Source organism: Streptomyces sp. CHD11, from assembly GCF_018638295.1.
GTDB lineage: Bacteria > Actinomycetota > Actinomycetes > Streptomycetales > Streptomycetaceae > Streptomyces.
Genome location: NZ_JABTTS010000018.1, coordinates 55,939 through 79,763 on the forward strand (window position 1 = coordinate 55,939; position 23,825 = coordinate 79,763).

The window sequence follows — 23,825 nt, forward strand, 5'->3', positions numbered from 1 at the left end:
GGGCGCTGGTGCGGGGGTGGTGACGCCAGGACGGACGGGCGGACGGGAGCACTCCCGGCGCGGACGGAGCGCGGTGACCGTTCGTGGCCGGGAAGGAACGGTTCGTGTTGTGACAGAGCCATGACCTCCCCAGTCCGTCCGCGGGCTTACTGAAGGGGGGGCGAGGGCGATTACCCTGTGGCATTCAGGCCCTGCCCCACTCTCCACGGAACGCGAGATTCATGACCGTCAACGACGCTGATGACGTACTGCTGGTCCACGGCGGAACCCCGCTGGAGGGCGAGATCCGTGTCCGCGGCGCGAAGAACCTCGTGCCGAAGGCCATGGTGGCGGCGCTGCTGGGCAGCGCACCCAGCCGCCTGCGCAACGTTCCCGACATCCGTGACGTCCGGGTCGTGCGGGGTCTGCTGCAACTGCACGGGGTGACGGTCCGTCCGGGGGACGAACCGGGCGAACTGCTGCTCGATCCCACGCATGTGGAGAGCGCCAACGTCGCTGACATCGATGCCCACGCCGGTTCGTCGCGCATCCCGATCCTGTTCTGCGGCCCGCTGCTGCACCGGCTCGGGCACGCCTTCATCCCGGGTCTGGGCGGCTGCGACATCGGCGGCCGGCCCATCGACTTCCACTTCGACGTGCTGCGGCAGTTCGGCGCGACCATCGAGAAGCGGGCCGACGGCCAGTACCTGGAGGCCCCGCAGCGGCTGCGCGGCACCAAGATCCGGCTGCCCTACCCGTCCGTCGGCACGACCGAGCAGGTGCTGCTCACGGCGGTGCTCGCGGAGGGCGTCACCGAGCTGTCCAACGCCGCGGTGGAGCCGGAGATCGAGGACCTGATCTGCGTACTGCAGAAAATGGGCGCGATCATCGCGATGGACACCGACCGGACGATCCGCATCACCGGTGTGGACAGCCTCGGCGGTTACACCCACCGCGCCCTGCCCGACCGCCTGGAGGCCGCCTCGTGGGCGTCCGCCGCGCTGGCCACCGAGGGCAACATCTACATTCGTGGCGCCCAGCAGCGCTCGATGATGACGTTCCTGAACACCTTCCGGAAGGTCGGCGGCGCCTTCGAGATCGAAGACGAGGGCATCCGTTTCTGGCACCCCGGCGGCCAGTTGAAGTCCATCGCGCTGGAGACGGACGTGCACCCCGGCTTCCAGACCGACTGGCAGCAGCCGCTGGTGGTCGCGCTCACCCAGGCGACGGGCCTGTCGATCGTGCACGAGACGGTCTACGAGTCCCGCCTCGGATTCACCTCCGCGCTCAACCAGATGGGCGCACACATCCAGCTGTACCGCGAGTGCCTGGGCGGCTCCCACTGCCGCTTCGGCCAGCGGAACTTCCTGCACTCGGCGGTGGTCTCCGGCCCGACCCGGCTACAGGGCGCCGACCTGGTCATCCCCGACCTGCGCGGCGGCTTCTCCTACCTCATCGCCGCTCTCGCCGCCCAGGGCACCTCCCGGGTCCACGGCATCGGCCTGATCAACCGCGGCTACGAGAACTTCATGGAGAAGCTGATGGAGCTGGGCGCCAAGGTCGAACTCCCGGGCAAGGCACTCGGGTAGCGGCGGCTTTCACACGCACGCCGATGGGGCGGTCACCACAACCCGGTGACCGCCCCATCGGCGTCTGTGAAAGCGTCCTTCGAGGGGCGCGGGGCTGCAGACGTATGCGGCTCCGCCGCGCGGGCGCGACCAGTCACAACGGGCCCGCAGCCACCCACCGCCTCTCAGCGGAGCGCCTACTTGCCCTTGGCGGCTTCCTTCAGCTTCGAGCCCGCGGAGACCTTCACGCTGTATCCCGCGGGGATCTGGATCGGCTCACCCGTCTGCGGGTTGCGCGCGGTGCGAGCGGCCCGGTGGGTGCGCTCGAAGGTCAGGAAGCCGGGGACGGTGACCTTCTCGTCGCCCTTGGAGACGATGTCGCCGACGACCTCGGCGAACGCGGCCAGCACGGCGTCGGCGTCCTTGCGGGTCACCTCGGCACGGTCGGCCAGCGCGGCCACCAGCTCACTGCGGTTCATGTTCTTACTCCCGTGTTCTTCTTGCCGTTGAGGCGTGCCACGCGGCGGAGCCGCATGTCGGGCACGGCGAAGCCGATGCTGCCAGGTTCCTCGGTGAGTCACCGGACCCGGGTCCGTCGTCAGACCCTCGCGCCCAGGGACGCATCCTGCCCCTACCTGCGGCGGTAATGCCAATCCGGCACCCGCAGGAAGTCGTGAGAACACCCGAGGGAGTCACACGAAGAGCGCCACGGGTTCGGTGCGGTGACGCTCCGTCCGCTTCCGGCAGCGGACAGCAGGGGCCGGAGCCCACTCTGGCCGCCACGATAGAGGGCCGCCAGGATCTACGGGTTCCACGACGCGCCGGTTCAAACCGGGCGTGTCGATCCTCACAGCCCTCTCGCGGTCCGGTGTCTACGCCCCCGCGGCCTTCGCCGCGTCGCGCACCGCGCCGGCGACGGCGCCCGCGACCTTGTCGTTGAACACGCTGGGGATGATGTAGTTCGGGTTCAGTTCGTCCTCCGTCACCACATCGGCCAGCGCCTGCGCGGCGGCCAGCATCATCTCGGTGTTGACAGTGCGGGACTGCGCGTCCAGCAGCCCGCGGAACACCCCCGGGAACACCAGCACGTTGTTGATCTGGTTGGGGAAGTCGGAGCGGCCGGTGGCCACAACGGCCGCCGTCCGGCGGGCGATTGCCGGGTCGACCTCGGGGTCGGGGTTCGCGAGCGCGAACACGACGGCGCCCTCGGCCATCGCGGCGACGTCCTCCCCGTCCAGCACGTTCGGGGCGGAGACGCCGATGAAGACGTCCGCGCCGCGCACGGCCTCCTTCAGCGTGCCGGTGAGGTTCTCGGGGTTGGTGTTGTCGGCGATCCAGCACAGGGCGGAGCCGGGCGCGGCGTCCACCAGGTCCTCGCGGCCCGCGTGCACCACACCGTGGATGTCGGCCACCACGGCGTTCTTCACACCGGCGGCGAGCAGCAGCTTCAGGATGGCCGTGCCCGCCGCGCCGGCGCCGGACATCACGACGCGGATGGTGTCGATCGACTTGCCGGTGACCCGCAGCGCGTTGGTGAGCGCGGACAGGACGACGATCGCCGTGCCGTGCTGGTCGTCGTGGAAGACGGGGATGTCGAGCGCCTCGCGCAGCCGGGCCTCGATCTCGAAGCAGCGCGGCGCGGAGATGTCCTCGAGGTTGATGCCGGCGAAGCCCGGGGCGATGGCCTTGACGATCTCCACGATCGCGTCGGTGTCCTGGGTGTCCAGGCAGAGCGGCCAGGCGTCGATGCCGGCGAACCGCTTGAAGAGGGCCGCCTTGCCCTCCATGACCGGCAGGGCGGCCTTGGGGCCGATGTTGCCCAGGCCCAGCACGGCGGAGCCGTCGGTCACGACCGCAACGGAGTTGCGCTTGATGGTGAGGCGGCGGGCGTCCTCGGGGTTCTCGGCGATCGCCATGCAGACCCGGGCCACACCGGGCGTGTAGACCATGGAGAGGTCGTCACGGTTGCGGATGGGGTGCTTCGACGCCATCTCGATCTTGCCGCCGAGGTGCATCAGGAACGTACGGTCGGAGACCTTGCCCAGCGTGACGCCCTCGATGCCGCGCAGCTGCTCGACGATCTCCTCGGCGTGGGTGGTGGAGGTGGCGGCGATGGTCACGTCGATGCGGAGCCGTTCATGGCCGGACGCCGTCACGTCGAGGCCGGTCACCGAGCCTCCGTGGGACTCGACTGCCCCGGTGAGCTGGGAGACCGCGGATCCGCCCGCGGGTACCTCCAGCCGGATGGTCATCGAGTAGGAGACGCTGGGCGCCGTTGCCATGGCCGACTTCCTCTGCTTCTTACCGTGTCGCGATATGTGCTGTCCGATCGTCGCACCTACCGCTCGGTACGAGGTAGCCGCCCGGGATTGCGGACGTTTTGTTCACCGGGACATCACGCATTCCGGACAACGTCTTCCATCATACGAAAGGCGCCCGGTGGCCAAGAGGCGGCCGGGCAGCAGAAGAGGCCCACGTCACAGGGGGTGACGTGGGCCTCTCGCAACACTTTGACGACACCGACCCGCCATGCTCGCCTCGCGGCAAGTGGTCGCTCGTAGCGACGAAGGTTGGGCCCGGGGGCTTGGATCGGGCCGGTGCCACATCCAGGCTAACAAACGGATGCCCTGGGACCATTCCCCCGGCACAGGCGCTTTATCCGGACCCGGTGTCGTCCTCAGTCCCTGAGCAGATCGGGCACCCCATCGGCGTCGGGTTCGTCGCGGTCCGCCGAGACCACCGTCAGCTGCTGGGTGGCCCGGGTGAGGGCGACGTACAGCACGCGCAGACCGGCGGGGGACTCGTCGGCGATCTCCGCCGGGGAGACGACGATCGTCGCGTCGTACTCCAGGCCCTTGGCCTCCAGGCTGCCGAGCGCCATCACGCGCTCGCCGAGCCCGTCGAGCCACCGCCGGGCCTCCTCGCGGCGCTGCATGGCGACGACCACACCGATCGTGCCGTCCACCCGGTCCAGCAGCCGGGCGGCCTCCGCGCGCACGGTCGCGCCCAGCGGGGCCGGCGGGCCGGCCGGGTCCCCCGACTCCCGCGCGTCGCGGCCGCCGGAACCCCCCGCGACGGCGAACCGCGGCTCGATGCCCGTGGACCGTACCGCCCTCGGCGACTCGGAGCCGGGCATCGCGAGGGCGAGCACCTTCGACGCCAGCTCGGCGATCTCCGCCGGGTTGCGGTAGTTCACGGTGAGCTCGAAACGGCGGCGCGGGCGGCTGCCGAGGGCCTCGTCACGGGCCTGGGCCGCCTCGTCGGGGTCCGACCAGGAGGACTGGGCCGGGTCGCCGACCACCGTCCAGGTGGCGTGCCGCCCGCGACGGCCGACCATCCGCCACTGCATCGGGGTGAGGTCCTGGGCCTCGTCGACGATGACGTGCGCGTACTCGACGCGCTCCTGGGCGAGCCGCTCGGCCCGCTCGCGCTGGGTCTCCTCGCGCACCGGCATCAGCTCCTCCAGGCCGGTGAGCTGGTCCAGCGGGTCGAGCTCGCGTTTCCTGCGGGGGCGGGCCGGGGTGCCGAGCACCGCGTGGAGCTCGTCGAGCATCGCGATGTCGTGCACCGAGCGGCCGTCCCGCTTCAGCGAGCGGGCGACCTTGCGTACCTCGCCGGGGTTGAGGACGCGGCGGGCCCAGCGGCCCAGGCGCCGCTCGTCGGCCATGGCGTCCAGCACGGCGGCCGGGGTCAGCTCGGGCCACCAGGCGTCGAGGAAGGCGGTGAAGTCGTCCTCGGTGGTGATGTCCTCGTCGAAGGAGGAGCGCAGCTCGGCGGCGAGTTCCGGGTCGGTGTGCCGGCTCCCGGCGCCGGAGCGCTCCCACAGGGCGTCGAGGAGCAGTTTCCGGGCGCGCGGGCGCAGCAGGTTGACCGGGGCGGTGCCGCCGAGGGCGGTGCGGCGGATGTCGGCCAGCTCCGCCGCCTCGAGTTCCAGGCGGCGGCCGAAGGCGACGACCCGCAGCCGCTGCGGTGAGCCGTTCGGCTCCAGTGCTCCGCGCGCGGCCTTCCGCAGCACCTTGAGCATGCGGTAGGAGCCCTTGGCGCGGGCCACCGACGGGGAGTCGTAGACCGTCGCCTCCGCGCCGTCGACCAGGGAGCCGATGGCGCGGATGGCCACCTGGCCCTCCTCGCCGAGGGACGGCAGCACGCCCTCGGTGTAGGCGACCAGGAGCGGGGTGGGCGAGACGATCAGGATGCCGCCCGCGTACCGGCGCCGGTCCTGGTAGAGCAGGTAGGCCGCGCGGTGCAGGGCGACGGCGGTCTTGCCGGTGCCGGGGCCGCCCTCGACGTACGTCACCGAGCCGGCGGGGGCGCGGATGACCAGGTCCTGCTCGGCCTGGATGGACGCCACGATGTCCCGCATGGTGTGCGTACGGGCCTGGCCCAGCGCGGCCATCAGGGCACCGTCGCCGATCACCGGCAGCTCGCGGCCGTCCAGGGACGCCTTCACCTCGGGGCGCATCAGGTCGTCCTCGACACCCTGGACCCGGCGTCCCTTGGAGCGGATGACGCGGCGCCGCACGACCCGGCCGGGGTCGACCGGGGTGGAGCGGTAGAAGGGAGCCGCCGCGGGGGCCCGCCAGTCGATGACCATCGGCGCGTAGTCCGCGTCGAGGACGCCGATCCGGCCGATGTGCAGGGTCTCGGCGATGTCGGCGGTGTTGTCCTCCCTGATGGCCCCGTCGGCGGGCTCCACTGCGGTGTACGCGCCGTCGGGGCCCTTCTTGCCGTCCTTGCCGGGCAGCAGGTCGATCCGGCCGAAGAGGAAGTCCTCGTACTCGTTGTTCAGCCGGTTGAGGTGGATGCCGGCCCGGAAGACCTGGGCGTCCCGCTCGGCGAGAGCGCCGGGCGTGCCGACGTGACCGCGCAGGGCGGCGTCGGCCATGAGGAACTCCGCCTCGTGGATCTTCTCCTCGAGGCGTACGTACACCCGGTCCAGATGTTCCTGTTCGACTCGGATCTCGCGGTCCCGAACAGAGTCGTGGACCGGTTCGACCGCGGATTCCTGCTGAGCCTGAGCGGCCACCGGGCCCCCTTCTGACGTGCTGGGCAGCCGTCAACCGTACGCGAAGGGGACACCCGTCGGCTACGGGCCTCCCCGGCGAACCCCCGCCGGACAGGATGACCCACGAACCGGTCCCGCACACCCGCCGGCCGGACAGGACCACCGGGCCGGCCCGGAAACCGGCCACGACCGGCGGACACGGCCGGACCGGACCCGCACCCGCACCCGCACCCGCACCCGCACCCGAACAGGCACGACCCTCCCCCAAGGCCCGGCGTCGGAGCCCCCGGTTCGACGGACCGGCCACCCACCCACCGGAAAGAACCAGCGGACACGGCCGGACCGGACCCGCGCCTCCAGGCCGAACAGGAGCAGGCCCCCAGGGCCCGGCGTCGGAGCCCCGCCGGTTTCGACGGACCGACCACCCACCCACCGACCGGAAGACCGGCGCACCGGACCCGCACCCCGCGGACCACGCGCGGGCACACCCGCAGGGGCCCGCCATCGGGGCCGGACCCGCAGACCGGACCCCCACCCGCCGACCGGACCCAACCGGCGCACCGGACCGGAGGCAGGGGCAGGGAACAGCAAGCCGGCGGACCGGACCCGCACCTGCCACCTGCCACCTGCAAACCGAAGGGGGCAGACCCCCAGGGCCCGGCGTCGGAGCCCGGCCGGATCGGCGGACCGGCTCCCACCCGCCGACCGGGAAGAACCGACGGGACACGGCCGGACCGGACCCGCACCCCGCGGACCACGCGCGGGCACGCCCGCAGGGGCCCGGCCTCGGGGCCGGACCCGGCAGACCGGACCCGAGGAGCGGGCGCGACCGGGCCGGGGACCGGCAGGCCGGGCCCGTGGACCGGGTGGGGGCAGCAGCGCAGGACCCGGCGTCGGTGCCCGGCCGGACCGGCGCACCGGGCCGGGGACGGCGGGTCACGCACGCCACCCCGCGGCCCAAGGGGCGCCGGAGGAGACGCACCGGCCCCCGCTCACCGGCTCCCCGGCGCTCGCGGGTGCCGCCCGCGTTTCCCCGGCCCGACCGCCGGAGGCCTACGCGTCGACCTCGACGAGCAGCTCGCCCTCGAAGGTCATGAACTCGAAGTGGTCGATCTGGTTCGGCGCGATCGAGGCGCCGCCCTGGACGTACAGGGGCTGCCTGGCCTTGTCCGACGTGGCTTCGGGCAGACCGTAGCCCTCGCCGGGCACCGACCAGGTGTTCGCCGTCTCGCGCTCGCCGTTCTTGCCGACGACGATCAGCGAGCACTTCTGCTCGCCCTTGACGTTCTTCAGCTCCGTGACGATCTCGGTGCCCCAGAGCTTCTTCTCCAGGGCCACGGTCGCGGTCACCTGCGTGCCCGGGTCGGTCGCCGTGATCTTGTCGGAGATCTTGTCGAAGGCGTCCTTGGCGGGGTTGGCCGCGAGCGTCTGGTTGGTGCCGCTGCCGCCGCCCTTCTCCTCGTCCCCGCCACTCGCCGCCACGGCGACGAACGGACCGCTGACGATCAGCGCGCCCGCGGCGGCCACCATGTAGAAGTTGCGGCGGCGCTTGCGGGCACGGCGCTCGGCGACCTCGTCGACCAGTTTCTCCACCACACGGGGTGAGGGCTTGGCGGCCAGGGACTCGCCCAGCGCGGGCGTCTTGGTCTCGGGCAGGTCCGCGAGGGCGGCCAGCATCGGTTCCATGCCGGCGAGTTCGTCGAGCTGCTGGGCGCACCACTCGCAGGACGCGAGGTGCGCCTCGAACGTGCTCGCCTCGGCGTCGTCGAGGATGCCGAGGGCGTAGGCGCCGACGGTCTCGTGCTCGTTCGGCACCGGTGATCCCTCCATGGCACCAGACATACCCGTACCGCCCGTGCCGAATCCCTGGTTTCCCCCGTACACACTCATCACGCCGTCACCCCCCGCTCCTCGAGAGCCAGCTTCATCGACCGCAGGGCGTAGAAGACCCGGGAACGGACGGTACCGCTCGGTATGCCGAGTGTCTGCGCCGCCTCGTTGACGGTACGCCCCTTGAAGTACGTCTCGACGAGGACCTCCCGGTGGGCCGGGGTCAGGTCGTCGAGCGCGTCCGACAGCGTCATCAGCCACAGCGCCTTGTCGATCTCGTCCTCCGCGGGAATGACCTCCAGCGGCGACGGATCGACCTCCTGCGGCCGGGCCTGCCGGCTGCGGTGGCCGTCGATGACGATGCGCCGGGCGACCGTCACCAGCCAGGGGCGTACCGAACCGGTCGCCCGATTGAGCTGACCGGCGTTCTTCCAGGCACGGATGAGCGTCTCCTGGACGACGTCCTCGGCGCGTTGCCGGTCTCCGGCGACCAGCCGCAGGACATAGGCCAGCAAAGGCCCCGCGTGCTCGCGATACAGCGCACGCATCAGCTCCTCATCAGGTTCCGAGGGCTGTGAGGACATGCGATGTCGGGCCCTCGATCCACGTTCATTGGCCACGGCCGCATCCTTGCGCACGCCCACCTCCGGTGTCCGGGGGATCCCCCAGTCGGTCGCTCGACAACCGGTACGGACGGCAGGGGTTGGGTGTTCAAAGGGAGACGGCAGTTTTCTGCGGGACGGGGCGACGACCGGGACATGAGAGCACATTCCCCCCGCCACTTCTTTACATTTCCGACACAGTGCCGAGAGCGGCCACGTCATTCACCGCACACGGAAGGCGAACAGGGGTGTAACGCAGATCACTTCGACAATTTCCGCCCGCACGGCACACGGAAGCCGCATACGACGCAAGGGGGTTGTTCGGGACGCCGGTCAGGCGCGGGCGAGAGCGGCGCGGCGGCGGTGCCGGGCCACCCGTTCACGGTTGCCGCACACCTCGCTGGAGCACCAGCGCCGCCTGCGCCCCCGGGAGGTGTCCACGTAGACGATGGGGCAGTTGTCGCCCGCGCACTGCCTGAGGCTAGCGCGGGCGACGGGGTCGGTGAGCAGGTCCACCGCGTCCCGCGCGACCGCGGCGAGCAGCGCGGCCCGGCCGGGCGGGCCGTCGAGCCGGCGCACCAGCGTGCCGTCCTCGCCGGGCACCGCGTGCGGCACCGGGGGCGCCGCGCGGGCGAGTTCGTTCACCCGCGCGAGGGCGCGATCGTACGCGGGGACACCGGGCGCCGGCCGGCCACGGACCAAAGGGGCGAGCTGCCCGCGCAGTTCGCGGAACGCCACCAGCCAGGAGGTGTCCGCGTGGGCCAGTGTGGTGTCCTCGGGCACGAGCCCGGAACCGGTGATCCAGGCGCGCAGCACCGCCGCGGACTCGAGCCGTTCCCCGGGATGGGCGGTCGCGAGCAGATCCAGACAGACCCGCCCGGTGTCGAACCGCAGCTCGTAGGAGACCGTGACCGTACCCAGTGCCATGTTCCTGCCACCGCCTAGGTTGGCCTCGCGCGAAGGCCGGTGAGCGATCCGGGAAACCGTGCTCCTCCCACAGTGCCCGTCCGCCCCGGCCCCCGGAACCCCCCGCGCTCAGCCGTCCCCGTACTTGGACTCCAGGGTCGGGTCCAGGGCGAGGCGGTAACCGCGCTTGACGACGGTCTGGATCAGTTTCGGCGCGCCGAGGGCGGAGCGCAGCCGGGCCATCGCGGTCTCCACCGCGTGCTCGTCACGGCCGGTGCCCGGCAGTGCGCGCAGCAGCTCCGCGCGGGAGACGACCCAGCCGGGCTGCCGGGACAGCGCCCGCAGCAGGGACATCCCGGCCGGCGGCACGGGCCTGAGCGCCCCGTCCACCAGGGCCGCGTGCCCCCGGATCTCCAGCCGGTGCCCGGCGACCGGCAACGCCCGCGCCCGCGCGGGCAGTTCCCGGCAGAGCAGCTGGACCAGCGGGCCGAGCCGGAAGCGTTCGGGCTGCACCGTGTCGATACCGCGGGCCTGCAACGGCAGTGCGGTGACCGGGCCGACGCAGGCGGACAGCACATCGTGGCCGAGCGCGGCGAGCAGTCCGTCGAGGAGTCCGCGCTCCTGCGCGCGGGAGAGCAGCGACGCCGCGGCGGGCGCGCTGGTGAAGGTGACCGCGTCCACGGCGCGGGCGACGGCGGCGTCGATGAGGCGGTCGACGGGACCGATGTCCTCCGGCGGCAGCCACCGGTAGACCGGCACTCCCACCACCTCCGCTCCCGCGGCCCGCAGCGACTCCACGAAGCCCGGCAGCGGTTCGCCGTGCAGCTGCACGGCGATCCGCAGTCCGTCCACGCCCTCCTCCAGGAGCCGGTCGAGCACCTCGGCCATGGACTCCGACGCCGGTGACCACTCCTCGGACAGCCCGGCGGCCCGGATCGCGCCCTTCACCTTCGGCCCGCGGGCCAGGATCCGCACCCCGCGCAGCCGCTCCAGCAGGTCCTCCCCCAGCCCCCAGCCGTCGGCGGCCTCCACCCAGCCCCGGAAGCCGATGGCGGTGGTGGCGACCGTGATGTCCGGGGCCCGTCCGATGATGTCCTTGGTGGCGGTCAGCAGTTCGCTGTCGTCGGCGAGCGGCACGATCCGCAGCGCCGGGGCGTGCAGCACGGCGGCTCCGCGCCGCTCCAGCAGCGCGCCCAGCTCGTCCGCGCGGCGCGCCGCGGTCACCCCCACGGTGAAACCCGCGAGTGGACCGTGCTCCGGTGGCTGCTCTTCTTCGTCGTACATGGCTCTCGTCCCGCTCGAGTCGGCGTACCGCAGGGAGGTGCGGCTCCACCTCCCTGCGGGCCGAGCCTGTCAACGATGCGTGTCGGGCCCGGTTCGGCTGCATGTCACCAGTGTTACGTCATGGCCGTCACACTTCCGCGTAGCTGAGCTGCGGCTTCTTCTCCGCGGCGGCATCCGTGTCCTGTGGCCGGGCCGCCGGGCGGCGCAGGTATACGGCCCAGGTGACCGCGAAACAGACCGCGTAGCAGGCGAGGAACGCCACGAAGGCGCCGGTGCCGGAGCCGTAGGAGAGGAAGGACTGACGGAACGCCAGGTTGATGCCGACCCCGCCGAGCGCGCCCACCGCGCCGATCAGCCCCATGGCCGCCCCGGACAGCCGCCGCCCGTACGCGGCCGCCTCCTCGCCCGCCAGCCCCCGGGCCAGCGCCTTCGCCTGGAAGATGCCGGGGATCATCTTGTACGTCGATCCGTTGCCGAGACCGGTCAGCACGAACAGCACCACGAACGCGACGGTGAACAGGACCAGCGACTTCTGCATGGACGCGGTGATCAGTACGGACGTCGCCGCGCCCATGGCGACGAAGTTCCACAGGGTGATCCGCGAACCGCCGTACCGGTCGGCGAGCCACCCGCCCACCGGACGGATCAGCGACCCCAGCAGCGGGCCGATGAAGGTGACGTACGCGGCCTGCAGCGGGGTGCGGCCGAACTGGCTCTGGAGCACCTGCCCGAAGGCGAAGCTGTAGCCGATGAACGAGCCGAAGGTGCCGATGTAGAGGAACGACATGATCCAGGTGTGCCGGTCCCGCGCGGCGTCCCGGGCGGCACCGGTGTCGTTGCGCACCGAGGCGAGGTTGTCCATGTACCGCGCGGCGAGCACCGCGGCGACGACGATCAGCGGGATGTAGAGGCCGAGCAGCACGCGCGGCCCCCCGCTCGCGCCGATGATCGCGAGTGCCGCGATCTGGATCACCGGGACGCCGATGTTGCCGCCGCCGGCGTTCAGTCCGAGCGCCCAGCCCTTCTTCCTGAGCGGGAAGAAGGCGTTGATGTTGGTCATGGAGGAGGCGAAGTTGCCGCCGCCGATACCGGCCAGCAGGCCGACCAGCAGGAACGTGGAGAAGGACGTCCCCGGCTCCATCACGGCGAACGCGGCGACGGTGGGCACGAGCAGCAGCCCGGCACTGATCACCGTCCAGTTCCGCCCGCCGAAGAGCGCGACGGCGAAGGTGTAGGGCACCCGGACCACGGCGCCGACCAGGGTGACCATCGAGGTCAGCAGGAACTTGTCGGCCGGCGTGAGCCCGTACTCCGGGCCCATGAAGAGCACGAGCACGGACCACATCGTCCAGACGGAGAACCCGATGTGCTCGGACAGCACCGAGTAGAGCAGATTGCGGCGGGCGACCCGCTCTCCGGTCCGGTTCCAGAAGGTCTCGTCCTCCGGGTCCCACTGCTGGATCCAGCGGCCGCTGGGGGCTGTCATGGGGCCTCCACTGTTCTCCGGGGCGCGGGCGGATGCGCCGCGCGGGGATGATCCCGAAGGTAGGGAGGGGGCGTTTCCGCCACGATGGCACGCAGTGACCGACAGGGAACGTTGCTCTCACCCGCGGCGGGAGCGGGGTGAGAGGTGTCCGGCGCCGGGCACGGGCGACACCGTGAGGTTCAGTGCCTCGGGGGCTGCCAGTGGGGGTTCTGCTGGGGGTTCTGCTGCGGCTGGTACCCGGGCGGCTGGGCGGGCTGCCCGTACGGGGGCTGCGGCTGGGGGTGACCGTAGCCGCCGGGTGCCTGGGCCGAGGGCTGCGGCGGGGCGGCGTACGGGGCGGAGGCGGGCTGGGCGTACGGGGCCGGCTGAACATACGGCATCGGAGGCTGCCGCGGTGGCTGGTGACCGTAGCCGGGCACGGGCGCGGGCATTCCGGGGGCCTGGGCGCCGTACGGGCCGCCGCCGCCGAAGGGATTGCCGTGGCCCGGCATCCCGCCCGGAGGGAGCTGGCGGACCCGGCCGGTCTCGTCCGTCACCGGGACGAATCCGGCCGCCTGGAGCCGGGCCGCGAACTTGGCGTTGCGCTTGCGGTTGACGGCCAGGCCGACGCCGAAGACGGCCATGAGGACCAGCCAGACCACGCCCGCGACGGCGAAGTCCGAGGACTCGCCCCCGAACCGGAGGGCCAGGACCCCGCAGCCGATGGTGACGCCGATGGCCCCGTACCCCATCCGCTTCTCGGCGCTCTTGCCGGTGAGGTCGAAGTTGATACGGGCTTTGAGCAGCTCGAAGGCGTCCGGCACGAGGGGCGGCACCGACACCCCGTCGCCGGCGTTCGGATACTGCGCCCAGTTCTGCGCGGCGCGGGCGCGGGCCTGCGGGCTCGGATCGGGCACGATGAGCATCCTCAACTGGCTGTTGTTCCCGCCGCCCTGCCGCACGTCCGCGTACTCGTACCCGAACTGCTGGGCGACGAAGGCGAGTCGGGCCAGCTTCTTCACGGACGCCATCGCACTGGTGAGCTCGACGGGCTCCCCGCTCGCCATCAACCCCAGCATCTTCCGCGTCTGCCGCTTGCTCATCCGCCCTCGCCCCCTGGTCACACCGTTCACTTCCGCAACAGCGGCAGTTTCGCACGCCCACCCACTTCGAACCAGAGCAGCTTCCCGGCCCCTCGCCCCAGCGCGCCGTCACCGAGCGCCCAACCGCCCCAGGAGTCGGCGTACTCCCGCACGAGACCCAGCCCGCGCCCGGATTCGGCGCCGGCCGGAGCAAGCGGCGCGGAGCCGTCCCCGGACTGGCCGAACGGGGCGGGAACGCGAGGATCGCTGTCCCACACCCCGACCCGCAACCGCCCGTCGCCCAACCCCGTGAGCCGCAGGGAGGCGGGCCCGTCGGTGTGCCGGTAGGCGTTGGTGACCAACTCCGACGTCAGCAACTCCACGACGTCGACGGCATCCTGCATACCGTGCCCGTCGAGCGCCGCCCGCACCGTCACGCGTGCGACGCGTACCGCGCGGGGGTCATGGGGGAGGCGAAGGGCGTACGCCCAGGGGTGGGGCGTAGCTACGGTGACCATGGTTTGCCTCCGGGAGTTGAAAGGGAACCGGGACGCGCCCAACGAACCCCGTCGGGCGGTGGCGGTGCCGCGCATTGCGGTGCACTTCCGGCATACGGAGTGGGTGATCGAGCGCTGGGTGACCACCGTAGGACTGATGGTTAGATGGATCTTACGAAAACAGCTGAATCCATCCATGCTTCACTCATGTGAGGGAGAGACACGCCGCCTCACGGCCGGGAGGGACACACTTTGCCGCCCACGAACAATCCGACGCTGCGGCAGCGGAGACTGGGCGCCGAGCTGCGCAAGCTCCGCGAACGGGCCGGCCTCACCGCGACCGGCGCCGGGGAGCTGCTCGGCGTCAACCAGGCGCGCGTCAGCATGATCGAGACGGGCCGCACGCCCGTCAGCGCCGACCGGATCCACTCCATGGCACACGCCTACGCCTGCCCCGACGCCGCACTGGTCGACGCCTTGGCCGCGATGACCGGGCGGCGATCGCGGGGCTGGTGGGAGGAGTACCGGGAGCATCTTCCGGCAGGCCTCATCGACCTCGCCGAACTGGAGCACCACGCAACAGCACTGCGCGTCGCGCTGGTCGTCCACATCCCGGCGCTGCTACAAACCACGGAGCACGCCCGCGCACTCTTCTGCGAAGCGGTACCACCGCTACGGCAGTTCGAGATCGAGCACCGCGTGACCCACCGCATCAAGCGCCAGGGCGTTCTCCACCGCGCGGACCCACCTCCCTATACGGCGGTGATCCACGAGTCCGCTCTGCACATGGGGTACGGCGGCCCCACCACCGTCCGCACCCAGCTCCGGCACCTGCTGGACATGAGCGAACTGGAACACGTCACCGTTCGGATCATCCCGTTCGGCAAGGGTTCCTTCCCGGGAACGGGACAGTCGGTCGACTACCTGTCGGGTCCCGTCCCGCAGCTCGACACCGTGCAGCTGGACACCCACCACGGGTGCGAATTCCTTGACGCGGAAGCGCAGTTGAGCAAGTACCGTTCTGTACTCGACCGCATGGAGGCGAACGCCCTCAAGCCCGCCGAATCCCGCGACCTGATCCACCGCATCGCCCAGGAGACCTGAGAATCACTATGTCCGATCACCATTGGCGCAAGTCTTCCCACAGCCCCGACGCATCCAACTGCGTCGAAGTGGCCACCACTCCCACCACCGTCCTCATACGCGACTCAAAGACCGCGCCCGGCCCTCGTCTCGGCCTCTCCCCGGCCACGTGGACCACCTTCCTCACGCACATCAAGAAGTGATTGCGCCCATTCCCCCAGGGACTCGGCGTTGACCCCATGTTCCCCCCTGGCCACGGAGTTGACCAGTCGGCCGGTGGAGACCAAGCACAACCTCGCCTCGCTTGAACTCTTGTGCCGCCGGCACCTCGATAACCCTTGTCGGCTCAACACTTGACGTCCGGCTCGACAGGACGTCGATGATGCCGTGTATGCCGGGCGCGGGGTAGCCGTGTCGACCGCGGGCCCGCCATCAGCGGCGTATCAGAGGCGACTGCGAATGCCACGGTGTCGTGATCGGTTCCAATGCTGACCCCATTCACCGCTCCCTCCAGCACACCCGCACGGGTGGCCTAACCACCCTGCACACCACGACCCGCGCATCCGAACGCCGCATCGCCCTCCCCACCGAAGGCGTCCACTCCCTCAAGGACCGCCAGGAACGCCAGCAGGAGGAACGACGAGCCGTCGGGGCGCTGGTCGCACAGCAGGCTCATCTACACCACCTCGACCGGCGGCCCTCTCGGCCCCGCCAACCTCACCCGCCGCTGCGGCCGACTCCTCCCATGCCGACTCCGCCGCATCCGGTTCCACGACCTGCGCCACTCGACCGCAACTCTGTTTCTGTAACGGGGAATCGACCTCGTCGTGATCAAGTAACCCCTCGGTCACGCCCACATCGGCGTCACCGCCACCGTCTACGCCCACGTCCGCCTCCGCCTCCAGCGCGACGCCATCGACACCCTCAGCACCGCCCTCGCCAACCCGGAGAGCACCGAGACGGCAAACGGCGACGGTGACGAACCGCTGCCCTGCGCCGTCTCCGTCCGCTGACGTTGCCGTCAACTACTGCCGTCACGACGCGCAGAAGCCCCGCCAGGACATGCCTGACGGGGTTTCATATTTGCGCTTGCGTGCCCTCGAAAGCCCCAAGTGAACTTACGGAACTGCATAAAGGCACAACCTCCGGTTAAGCACTCCCGGAAGGCTCTCCGGTCCAGTTAGGCGCTTCCTCTACGGCACTCACCAACCCGCCAGCCAATGCAAGCGCCTGCTCTCGAAAGAAGCCGATCCTTTCGTAGAACACCTCCTCAGAGGGCATCATGACTGGAGCGGAAACCAATGCCGCAAACAGCACGTGAATCTCATTCAGCTGGAACTCTGAATTCGCCCCGGAAGCCTTCTCCATCACCTGCGCAGCGCTTGCGCGATCGACACCCAGGCGCACAATCGAAGGACGATCCCCATCGGGGCGATCCGCATGGAACATGAGCGTCTCGCAGATCAACTGCTTCTGCACCTCCGTCAACCGCAAGAGGACTCCACTGCGAGTCACCGTGGCTGCAACTCTCACCCTCATGGCGTCACACACCTCCCGCTTTCAAAGGCGCCTTGACTGTACCTAAACCCGTGGATGTTACGGCCAGTCGTCACAAGTAGCACACCTCGACTGGAGTCGTATGCCACACGCGATCCAGTCCTAGTATCCGTATGCGTCATCTTGCCTCGCCACGACGCAAAGTAGGAAGCCAACGCATCAGGGTCATGCCCGATACCAGGAAGATCGTGATCCGCGGCAGTGGAGGAGCCGTCATGCATCCTCTGCACCTGGTAATCGACTCCGTCGGCTACATCCGGGCCGTGCGCACCATCTATTCGGTCATAGGTGTCGTCATCGAGCCCGCCATTGACAGGATCCCTTCCATTGCAGTTGTGAACGAGTACCGGAGTCTCGCCCGCCAGCACATAGTACGTGTGGACGCTCTCTACCGTCAGGTCGTGGGTCCGCTGGCGCTTGTTGAAAGTGTGGACGGCTGCGAGCTCGACCGTTTCGCCGTTTGTCGTGTGCAGGCGCATGCCGGGGTTGAGGTCGCCGGCTTCGATCCAGGCCTGCTCGGAGTCGGACCAGAAGGGGTGGGTCGTGGTGGAGACCAGCTTCTCCGGCTTACCTGAGGTGCTTTTGACCGTCAGGTCGACGAAGTGCTTGTCGTCCTCGGTGACGATCGTGCCGACGACCTGGCGCACCACTGTCTTGCCTGTCACCGGGTCAGTCACGATGATCTTGTCGCCGAGCGTGACTTTCTCAATCGGCTTCGTCTTGCCGTTGGCGAGCAGCACCTTGGTGCCGGGAAGGAAGCTGTGCTTCTTTCCGGTGAGACATCCGGAGTTGTCAGCCGACTTCCTCTTGAGTGCGGCTGCCACCTTCTTGCGGGCGTCGGCTAGTTTGCCTCTGGCCTTGCTCAGGGATTTGTTGGCCTTGTAGAGGGTTTTCGCACCGCCGATCAGATCGTCGATCAGACCGGCGAGTTTGGCGCCCTTCGCCCAGTCCCACGGTGCCCCGTATTTGGCGAGGACCTTGTCGGCGGATGCTGAAGCTGTCGGCCGACGGTACGAAGACGTCGGCGACCCGCCACTACACGTTCGCCGGTCAGCCGGTCGCCGTGCGCACCGACGGCAAGCTGTCCTTCGTCGCCTCCGACCACCACGGCACGGGCGAGCTGGCGATCGACTCGGCCACCGGCGCGGTCTCCCAGCGCCGCTTCGACCCCTACGGTGTCGAGCGGGGCGAGGAGACCGGTACCTGGCCGGGGGAGAAGGGCTTCGTCGGCGGCACGATCGACGCGCAGACGGGGCTCACCCACCTCGGGGCCCGCGAGTACGACCCCCAGCTCGGCAAGTTCATATCCGTCGACCCGATCATCGACTACACCAGGCCGAGCCAGATCAACGGCTACGCCTACGCCGACAACTCCCCCGTCGCCCTCTCCGACCCCTCAGGGCTGGAGAGCTGCTTCCCGTACGGGCACTGCGCCGGCTACGGCACGCCCGGCGGACCCAGCACCCACACCGGCACCGGCACCGGCACCGGCACCGGCACCAAGGCGGTCGACGACGCCCAGTCGCAGATCATGAGCCCGGCGGCCGGGCGCCTCCCTCAACACGGCCAAGCGCTACGCCCGTCACAGCGAGCCGGACCGTACGGTCCGCGCCCTCACCCACCGGGCCTGTCTCGTCGAGGCCTACCGCGACCACCTGCGCGAACGACGTGCCGGAGCAGCGGTGAGGCCGTGCCGGCCCCGCCACACGCGGCTGGGCCGTCAGGCCCGGTGCACCCCCGTGCCCGAGCGGCGCCGTCCGGTTCTGCCTCCGTCCGGCCACAGCCGGGGCCGGCGCCTGGCCGCGAGGTCCTCGGCCCAGCCGAAGGCCAGGACGCAGCCGGAGATCAGGATCCACGCCAGGAGCAGGACCGGCCAGGGACTCTCCAGCAGCCAGGGCACGTTGGTCTCCAGCGCCTCGAAGCCCCAGAGGCGGTCGTAGAGGGTGGCGGCGGCCAGGATGCACACGTTGTGCCAGAGGTAGACCGTCACCGCACGGGAGTTGAGAAGGGTGATCAGGCGGTCCCAGCGGCGCAGCCGCTCCGGCCACTCGGCCCAGGAGGGGCTGATGTGCAGCAGGAGGAGAACCGTCGCGAAAGACCACACGGCCTGGGCGAAGGGGATGGAGTCGAGGTCGTGGCCGGTGCTGAAGCCCTGGTGGAAGGCGTACCAGAGGCCGAAGGCGGCGACGATCGGCGCGAGGGACGGTACGGCGTACTGCGGGAGGCGCTTGAGTACGCCCTGCTGGTGGGCCATGCCGAGGATCCAGCAGGCGCCGAAGGTGCTGAAGTCGGTGACCGCCGAGTCGATGCGCTCGCTGGGGAGGGAGAGCCAGCCGAACTGCAGGACCGCCGACAGGACGAGCGGCGCGGCGATGGTCGGCCACGGCAGGGCGCGCAGCAGCCTGAGGAGGAACGGGGAGAGCAGGACGAACCAGAGGTAGGCGCGGATGTACCAGAGCGGGCCCGCGAGTTCCGACGCCCAGTCCTCGCCCAGCACGCCCTGGATCCCGGCGACGCCCTCGGCGTAGGGCGGGTCGCTCAGCGGCAGCACCCAGAAGGTGAGGTGGAGGAACCACCAGCCGGGGTGGCCGTCGTCGTCCGGGCTCCAGCCCTGGGCGAGCATGCCGGACACACCGATCGCGCCGAGCAGCCACAGCGGGGGCAGCAGGCGGCGCATCCTGCCCCGTACGACCTGGACGGCGGGCCGCTTCAGGGAGCGGGCCATGAGGTTGCCCGCCAGGGCGAACATCACGCCCATGGACGGGAAGACGACGGGGAGCCAGGCCCAGCCCGTCAGGTGGTAGAGGACGACGCGGAACAGGGCGGCCGCGCGGAGCAGATCGAAGTAGCGGTCCCGGGTGGGCGGGCGGGCTGCCGGTTCGGACGGGGCCGGGCGGGACGGGGCGGACGGGCCGGATGGCGCGTCCGGTCCGTCCGCCCCGTCCGTCGCTTCCGTGCCGGACGGCAGGAGGGGTGCGGTCACGTGCGTGGGTCTTCCTGGTGCGTCGCCGTGGAGGCGGGAACGTGGTGGGCGGGGCTACGCCACCGGTCTGCTGTCCAGGGCCTGCGGCTGCGGGGCGGCGGCGCCCGGCGGGGCGGAGACGCCGCCCTTGCGCCGCAGCTTCTGCCAGCGCAGCCGGCCGCCGGTGAGCGCCGTGATCCAGGACTGGAGCAGCACGACGTACATCAGCTGCCGGTAGAGGATCTGCTGCAACGGCAGTGACAGCAGCGGCGTGAGCTTCTCCTTGTCGAGGACGAAGGCGTAGGCCGCGCAGGCCAACTGGATGGCGAGGACGCCGAACCAGGCCAGGATCGTCTTGCCGGTCGGGCCGAAGACCAGGCCGTAGATGAGGAACACGTCGATGAGCGGGGCCAGCAGCGGGGCCAGGACCATGAAGAGGGAGACCAGCGGGAGTCCGACCCGGCCGAAGCGGCCCGAGGGGCCCCGGTCGATCACCGCGCGGCGGTGTTTCCAGATCGCCTGCATGGTGCCGTAGGACCAGCGGTAGCGCTGCGACCACAGCTGCTGCACCGACTCGGGGGCCTCGGTCCACGCGCGGGCGTTCTCCGCGTAGACCACCTTCCAGCCGTCGCGGTGGATGGCCATGGTGATGTCGGTGTCCTCGGCGAGCGTGTCGTCGCTCATGCCGCCGACCCGCTCCAGCGCGGAACGGCGGAACGCGCCGACGGCGCCGGGGATGGTGGGCATGCACCGCAGGACGTCGTACATCCGGCGGTCGAGGTTGAAGCCCATCACGTACTCGATGTGCTGCCAGGCGCCGATCAGCTTGTCCTTGTTGGCGACCTTGGCGTTGCCCGCGACGGCGCCCACGCGCGGGTCGCCGAAGGGCTGCACCAGTTCGCGGACGGTGGTCGGTTCGAAGACGGTGTCGCCGTCCATCATCACGATGATGTCGTGGCGGGCGTTGGCCACACCGCGGTTGAGGGCGGCCGGCTTGCCCGCGTTGAGCTGGCGGACCACCCGGACACCCGGCAGACCCAGCGACTCCACGATCCGCGCGGTGCCGTCGCTGGAGCCGTCGTCGATGACGATGATCTCGACCGGGTGATCGCTCTCCACGAGGGAGCGCACGGTGTCCTCGATGCACTTGGCCTCGTTGTACGCCGGCACCAGCACCGTCACCGGTTCGGTGATCGGCGGGCCCCACGCGAAGTCCCTGCGGCGCACCTTGCGGGCGTGCGCGGCCGACAGGACGAGCATCAGCACGAAGCGGGCGATGACCAGGGAGCCGATGATCGCCAGACCGACCACCAGGACACCCGTGATGTTGTCGGAGGCCTGGACGAGGAAGACCCAGGCCTTGCCCTTCCACAGCTCGACACCGGTCACCGGGGAGTGCGCGCTGGGCGCGTCCAGGGCCTCGGTGAGGTTGTCGAACGCGTAGCCCTTGTCCTTCAGGTCGGGCAGCATCCGGGCCAGTGCCTGGACGGTCTGGTGGCGGTCACCGCCGGAGTCGTGCATCAGGACGACGCCGCCCTTGCCGTCCTGGGGCGTCGCGCGGCGGATGATCTCGTCGACGCCGGGCTTGCGCCAGTCCTCGGTGTCATGGGTGTTGACGACGGTGATGTAGCCGCGGTCCCCGATGTACTGGGCCACCGGCCAGGAGTTGTTGTCCATGGCGCCGGCCTGGGAGGAGTACGGCGGCCGGAACAGCGAGGTGCGGATGCCGGCGGCGCCGGTTATGGCCAGCTGGTTCTGCGACAGCTCCCAGTCGATGCGGTCCTTCGACTGCAGGGAGAGATCGGGGTGGTTGAAGGAGTGCAGACCGATCTCGTGGCCCTCGTCCACCATGCGGCGGACCAGGTCGGGATAGCGGGAGGACATCGTCCCGGTGACGAAGAAGACGGCGTGCGCGTCGTGCTCTTTCAGCACGTCCAGGACCTTGGGGGTCCAGACCGGGTCGGGACCGTCGTCGAAGGTGAGCACGACATGCCCGTCGGGCACGTTCAGGGTCTCCGCGCGGCCGTCCCGGGTGTCGATGACCGGGCCGCCCGCCAGTATGTCGTCCGGCACCCGGTCGGCGGCGGCCTCGGGCTGGACGCGGTGGTCGGCGAGGATCTCGCTGTGCACGTAGCCGCGCAGCATGAGCATCGCCATCAGGGCGACGAGGAACAGCAGCGGCAGCAGCAGGCGCAGGGGGATGCGGCGCCGGCGGGTTCGGGATGCCATCAGAGGACGTACTCCGGGGACGGTGCGGCGGAACTGGTGGAGGGTCCGGGTTCGGCTCCCGGGTTCCCGGCGACGACCGCGGGGGCGTCGTCGGCAGCCGCGGCGACCGCGGGGGCGTCGTCGGCAGCCGCGGGGGCGTCGTCGGCGCCGGCGGCGGTGTCGACCGGTGTGTCGTCGTCGCCTCCGCCGGCGGGAGGGGTCGTCTCCGCTCCCGGGGAGGGGTCGGCCGGCGGGGGCGGGTCGGCCGGCGGGGTGCTCGCCGGGGGCGTGGTGGCCTCCGTCGAGGGAGCGCCGCCGGTGTCGGTGCCGGTGCCCGGGTTCTGCGGCTTGCGGCTCGCGGTCGGTTCCGGGTCGGGGCTCGTGCCGGGCTCGTCCTGGCCGCCCGTCGCGCCGGCCGCGGGAAGACTGACGCCGGGCGCGGTCACGGTGGGTGCGCCGGCGCTCGGCAGGCCTCCGGGGAGGAGGCTGGTGCCGGCGCCGGGGGTGGCGTCCGTCTCCCCGGGGCCCGGGGAGGTCTCGACCTTCCCCGCGGGCTGTTCCTCCTGCTGCTGTCCGGGGACGGGCAGCCACGGGGCGTCGGAGTTGCCGGACAGCAGGGTGGCGACGATGACGGCGGCGTAGCCGGCGCAGGCGAGGCCGACGGTCATGCCGATACGGCGGTATCTGCGGCTGCGGCGGCCGGTCTCGTCCACGAACACGGGTCCGTCGGCGCCGTCCGGAGCCCTGCTCTTCGGCGGGGCGGGGGCCCGGCTCAGCACGCCGTCGCCGAACTGGACGGCGTCGAGCTGGACGGTCACCTCGTGCGGGTCGTGCGTGGCCGCGGCGGTCTCACCGACGGGCTCCTCCTGCCACGGGTCCCGGACGGAGGCGGTGGCGGCCACACCCGTCGCGGCCGCCGAGGCCGGCCAGGGGCCCTTCGCCGCGGCGGCGGGGCTGCGCAGCATGGTGGTGCGCTCCGCCTCCCGCTCCTCGTCCACGGGCACCGGTGCGGATGCGGATGGGGATGCGGAAGCGGAAGCGGGGCCCTGTGCCGGAACCCGGGGACCGGCGGCGCCCTTGGCCGCGTCAGCTCGCGGAGGCAGGTCCGCGCCCTTCACCGCGCCACCACGGGAAGGCAGACCCTCGTCCTGCACCACGCCACCACGGGAAGGCAGACCCTCGTCCTGCACCACGCCACCACGGGGAGGCAGGTCCGCACCCTTCACCACGCCACCGCGCGGGGGCAGGTCCGCACCCTTCACCACGCCACCACGGGGAGGCAGACCCTCGCCCTTCACCGCGCCACCGCGCGGGGGCAGGTCCGCACCCTTCACCACGCCACCACGGGAAGGCAGACCCTCGTCCTGCACCACGCCACCGCGCGGGGGCAGGTCCGCACCCTTGGCCGCGTCAGCTCGCGGGGGCAGGCCCTCGCCCTTCGCCCGCGGCCCTCCGGCCCGGCCCGCTTCGGCGGAGGCCGTCGCGGTACGGCCGCCCGCGGGCGGCTCGGCGTCGCGCCCCGGTCCGGTCGCCCGGTCGCCGCGCGGCGCCGTGATGCCGTCCACGCCGCGCGAGGCGTCCACGGGCGCTCTGCGGAACGCGGCCGCGAGTCGGCCGGCGTCGGGGCGTCCGCCACGCGAGGGCCCGTCCCGGTCCGCACCGGGCGGACGTCCCTCGCTCTCGGGCTGGGTACCCGCGGCGGCCCCTCGGCTGTCCGCACGGTCGCTCCGCGCGGCCGGGGCACCGGCCGCCTGCTCGCCCCGTGGGGCGTGACCGTGCGGAGATACCGTGGGGTCC

The 23,825-nt window shown here is 71.1% G+C and carries 18 protein-coding genes and 2 pseudogenes; 5 read left to right on the forward strand and 15 right to left on the reverse strand.

Annotation, left to right across the window (positions count from 1 at the left end):
• Positions 1-221: 221 nt before the first annotated feature.
• The gene (gene murA / locus HTV45_RS19355) at positions 222-1,568 is read left to right on the forward strand and encodes a UDP-N-acetylglucosamine 1-carboxyvinyltransferase (protein ID WP_215207070.1); all 1,347 of its coding nucleotides are present in this window, start codon (positions 222-224) and stop codon (positions 1,566-1,568) included.
• 176 nt (positions 1,569-1,744) lie between these two features.
• On the opposite strand, the gene HTV45_RS19360 is transcribed toward murA, so the two are convergent.
• The 10 genes from HTV45_RS19360 to HTV45_RS19405 all read right to left on the reverse strand — a co-directional run bounded on the left by HTV45_RS19360 (position 1,745) and on the right by HTV45_RS19405 (position 14,239).
• Positions 1,745-2,026 (reverse strand): HU family DNA-binding protein, encoded by a 282-nt coding sequence (locus tag HTV45_RS19360; RefSeq protein ID WP_004987462.1) that lies wholly within the window; start codon positions 2,024-2,026, stop codon positions 1,745-1,747.
• A 393-nt stretch (positions 2,027-2,419) separates the two neighbouring features.
• Complete coding sequence (locus tag HTV45_RS19365; RefSeq protein ID WP_215207071.1) at positions 2,420-3,829, reverse strand: NAD-dependent malic enzyme; 1,410 nt, start codon at positions 3,827-3,829, stop codon at positions 2,420-2,422.
• Positions 3,830-4,224: 395 nt separating this feature from the next.
• Positions 4,225-6,573: a UvrD-helicase domain-containing protein gene (locus HTV45_RS19370; protein ID WP_215207072.1), complete on the reverse strand. Its 2,349-nt coding sequence runs from the start codon at positions 6,571-6,573 to the stop codon at positions 4,225-4,227.
• 1,032 nt (positions 6,574-7,605) lie between these two features.
• Positions 7,606-8,367 (reverse strand): zf-HC2 domain-containing protein, encoded by a 762-nt coding sequence (locus HTV45_RS19375; protein ID WP_308309709.1) that lies wholly within the window; start codon positions 8,365-8,367, stop codon positions 7,606-7,608.
• Between the two features lie 74 nt (positions 8,368-8,441).
• Entirely contained in the window at positions 8,442-9,026 is a 585-nt protein-coding gene (locus HTV45_RS19380) for a sigma-70 family RNA polymerase sigma factor (protein WP_037932079.1), read from the reverse strand.
• A gap of 291 nt (positions 9,027-9,317) precedes the next feature.
• Complete coding sequence (locus HTV45_RS19385) at positions 9,318-9,911, reverse strand: ABATE domain-containing protein (protein WP_215207074.1); 594 nt, start codon at positions 9,909-9,911, stop codon at positions 9,318-9,320.
• A gap of 108 nt (positions 9,912-10,019) precedes the next feature.
• Positions 10,020-11,174: a uroporphyrinogen-III synthase gene (locus HTV45_RS19390; RefSeq protein WP_215207075.1), complete on the reverse strand. Its 1,155-nt coding sequence runs from the start codon at positions 11,172-11,174 to the stop codon at positions 10,020-10,022.
• Between the two features lie 127 nt (positions 11,175-11,301).
• Entirely contained in the window at positions 11,302-12,660 is a 1,359-nt protein-coding gene (locus tag HTV45_RS19395; protein WP_215207076.1) for a NarK/NasA family nitrate transporter, read from the reverse strand.
• A 179-nt stretch (positions 12,661-12,839) separates the two neighbouring features.
• Positions 12,840-13,742, reverse strand: a complete 903-nt coding sequence (locus HTV45_RS19400; RefSeq protein ID WP_215207077.1) for a hypothetical protein — start codon at positions 13,740-13,742, stop codon at positions 12,840-12,842.
• Between the two features lie 26 nt (positions 13,743-13,768).
• The gene (locus tag HTV45_RS19405) at positions 13,769-14,239 is read right to left on the reverse strand and encodes an ATP-binding protein (RefSeq protein WP_215207078.1); all 471 of its coding nucleotides are present in this window, start codon (positions 14,237-14,239) and stop codon (positions 13,769-13,771) included.
• A 231-nt stretch (positions 14,240-14,470) separates the two neighbouring features.
• Here HTV45_RS19405 and HTV45_RS19410 point away from each other — a divergent pair, with 231 nt between their 5' ends.
• The 3 genes and pseudogenes from HTV45_RS19410 to HTV45_RS34370 all read left to right on the forward strand — a co-directional run.
• Positions 14,471-15,322 carry a helix-turn-helix transcriptional regulator gene (locus HTV45_RS19410; protein ID WP_215207079.1) on the forward strand — a complete coding sequence of 284 codons (852 nt, stop codon included), beginning with the start codon at positions 14,471-14,473 and terminating at the stop codon, positions 15,320-15,322.
• An 8-nt stretch (positions 15,323-15,330) separates the two neighbouring features.
• On the forward strand, positions 15,331-15,504 hold the full coding sequence (locus tag HTV45_RS19415; RefSeq protein WP_215207080.1) for a DUF397 domain-containing protein: 174 nt from the start codon (positions 15,331-15,333) through the stop codon (positions 15,502-15,504).
• Between the two features lie 293 nt (positions 15,505-15,797).
• Positions 15,798-16,314, forward strand: a pseudogene (locus tag HTV45_RS34370) (tyrosine-type recombinase/integrase); the annotation flags it as partial.
• Between the two features lie 136 nt (positions 16,315-16,450).
• Here the strand turns inward: HTV45_RS34370 and HTV45_RS19425 are convergent.
• Entirely contained in the window at positions 16,451-16,780 is a 330-nt protein-coding gene (locus HTV45_RS19425; protein WP_215207082.1) for a hypothetical protein, read from the reverse strand.
• 56 nt (positions 16,781-16,836) lie between these two features.
• On the reverse strand, positions 16,837-17,682 hold the full coding sequence (locus HTV45_RS19430; protein WP_308309710.1) for a polymorphic toxin-type HINT domain-containing protein: 846 nt from the start codon (positions 17,680-17,682) through the stop codon (positions 16,837-16,839).
• Positions 17,683-17,846: 164 nt separating this feature from the next.
• On the opposite strand from HTV45_RS19430, the pseudogene HTV45_RS19435 reads away from it, so the two are divergent.
• Positions 17,847-18,251: pseudogene (locus tag HTV45_RS19435) on the forward strand (RHS repeat-associated core domain-containing protein); the annotation flags it as partial.
• Between the two features lie 327 nt (positions 18,252-18,578).
• Here HTV45_RS19435 and HTV45_RS19440 read toward each other — a convergent pair.
• From HTV45_RS19440 to HTV45_RS19450, 3 genes are read right to left on the reverse strand one after another with little or no spacing between them, the layout of a single operon-like run.
• Positions 18,579-19,841: an acyltransferase gene (locus HTV45_RS19440; RefSeq protein ID WP_308309711.1), complete on the reverse strand. Its 1,263-nt coding sequence runs from the start codon at positions 19,839-19,841 to the stop codon at positions 18,579-18,581.
• Positions 19,842-19,895: 54 nt separating this feature from the next.
• Positions 19,896-22,049, reverse strand: a complete 2,154-nt coding sequence (locus tag HTV45_RS19445) for a glycosyltransferase (RefSeq protein WP_215207083.1) — start codon at positions 22,047-22,049, stop codon at positions 19,896-19,898.
• Entirely contained in the window at positions 22,049-23,611 is a 1,563-nt protein-coding gene (locus HTV45_RS19450; protein ID WP_215207084.1) for a hypothetical protein, read from the reverse strand. Before HTV45_RS19450 ends, HTV45_RS19445 begins: the two co-directional genes overlap by 1 nt.
• Between the last annotated feature and the right edge of the window lie 214 nt (positions 23,612-23,825).

Bases quoted from the DNA above. Each gene is read 5' to 3' on its own strand.
- HTV45_RS19445 (WP_215207083.1), bottom strand. From the start codon at position 22,049: ATGGCATCCCGAACCCGCCGGCGCCGCATCCCCCTGCGCCTGCTGCTG.
- HTV45_RS19385 (WP_215207074.1), bottom strand. From the start codon at position 9,911: ATGGCACTGGGTACGGTCACGGTCTCCTACGAGCTGCGGTTCGACACC.
- HTV45_RS19395 (WP_215207076.1), bottom strand. From the start codon at position 12,660: ATGACAGCCCCCAGCGGCCGCTGGATCCAGCAGTGGGACCCGGAGGAC.
- HTV45_RS19390 (WP_215207075.1), bottom strand. From the start codon at position 11,174: ATGTACGACGAAGAAGAGCAGCCACCGGAGCACGGTCCACTCGCGGGT.
- murA (WP_215207070.1), top strand. From the start codon at position 222: ATGACCGTCAACGACGCTGATGACGTACTGCTGGTCCACGGCGGAACC.
- HTV45_RS19360 (WP_004987462.1), bottom strand. From the start codon at position 2,026: ATGAACCGCAGTGAGCTGGTGGCCGCGCTGGCCGACCGTGCCGAGGTG.
- HTV45_RS19415 (WP_215207080.1), top strand. From the start codon at position 15,331: ATGTCCGATCACCATTGGCGCAAGTCTTCCCACAGCCCCGACGCATCC.
- HTV45_RS19405 (WP_215207078.1), bottom strand. From the start codon at position 14,239: ATGGTCACCGTAGCTACGCCCCACCCCTGGGCGTACGCCCTTCGCCTC.
- HTV45_RS19400 (WP_215207077.1), bottom strand. From the start codon at position 13,742: ATGAGCAAGCGGCAGACGCGGAAGATGCTGGGGTTGATGGCGAGCGGG.
- HTV45_RS19365 (WP_215207071.1), bottom strand. From the start codon at position 3,829: ATGGCAACGGCGCCCAGCGTCTCCTACTCGATGACCATCCGGCTGGAG.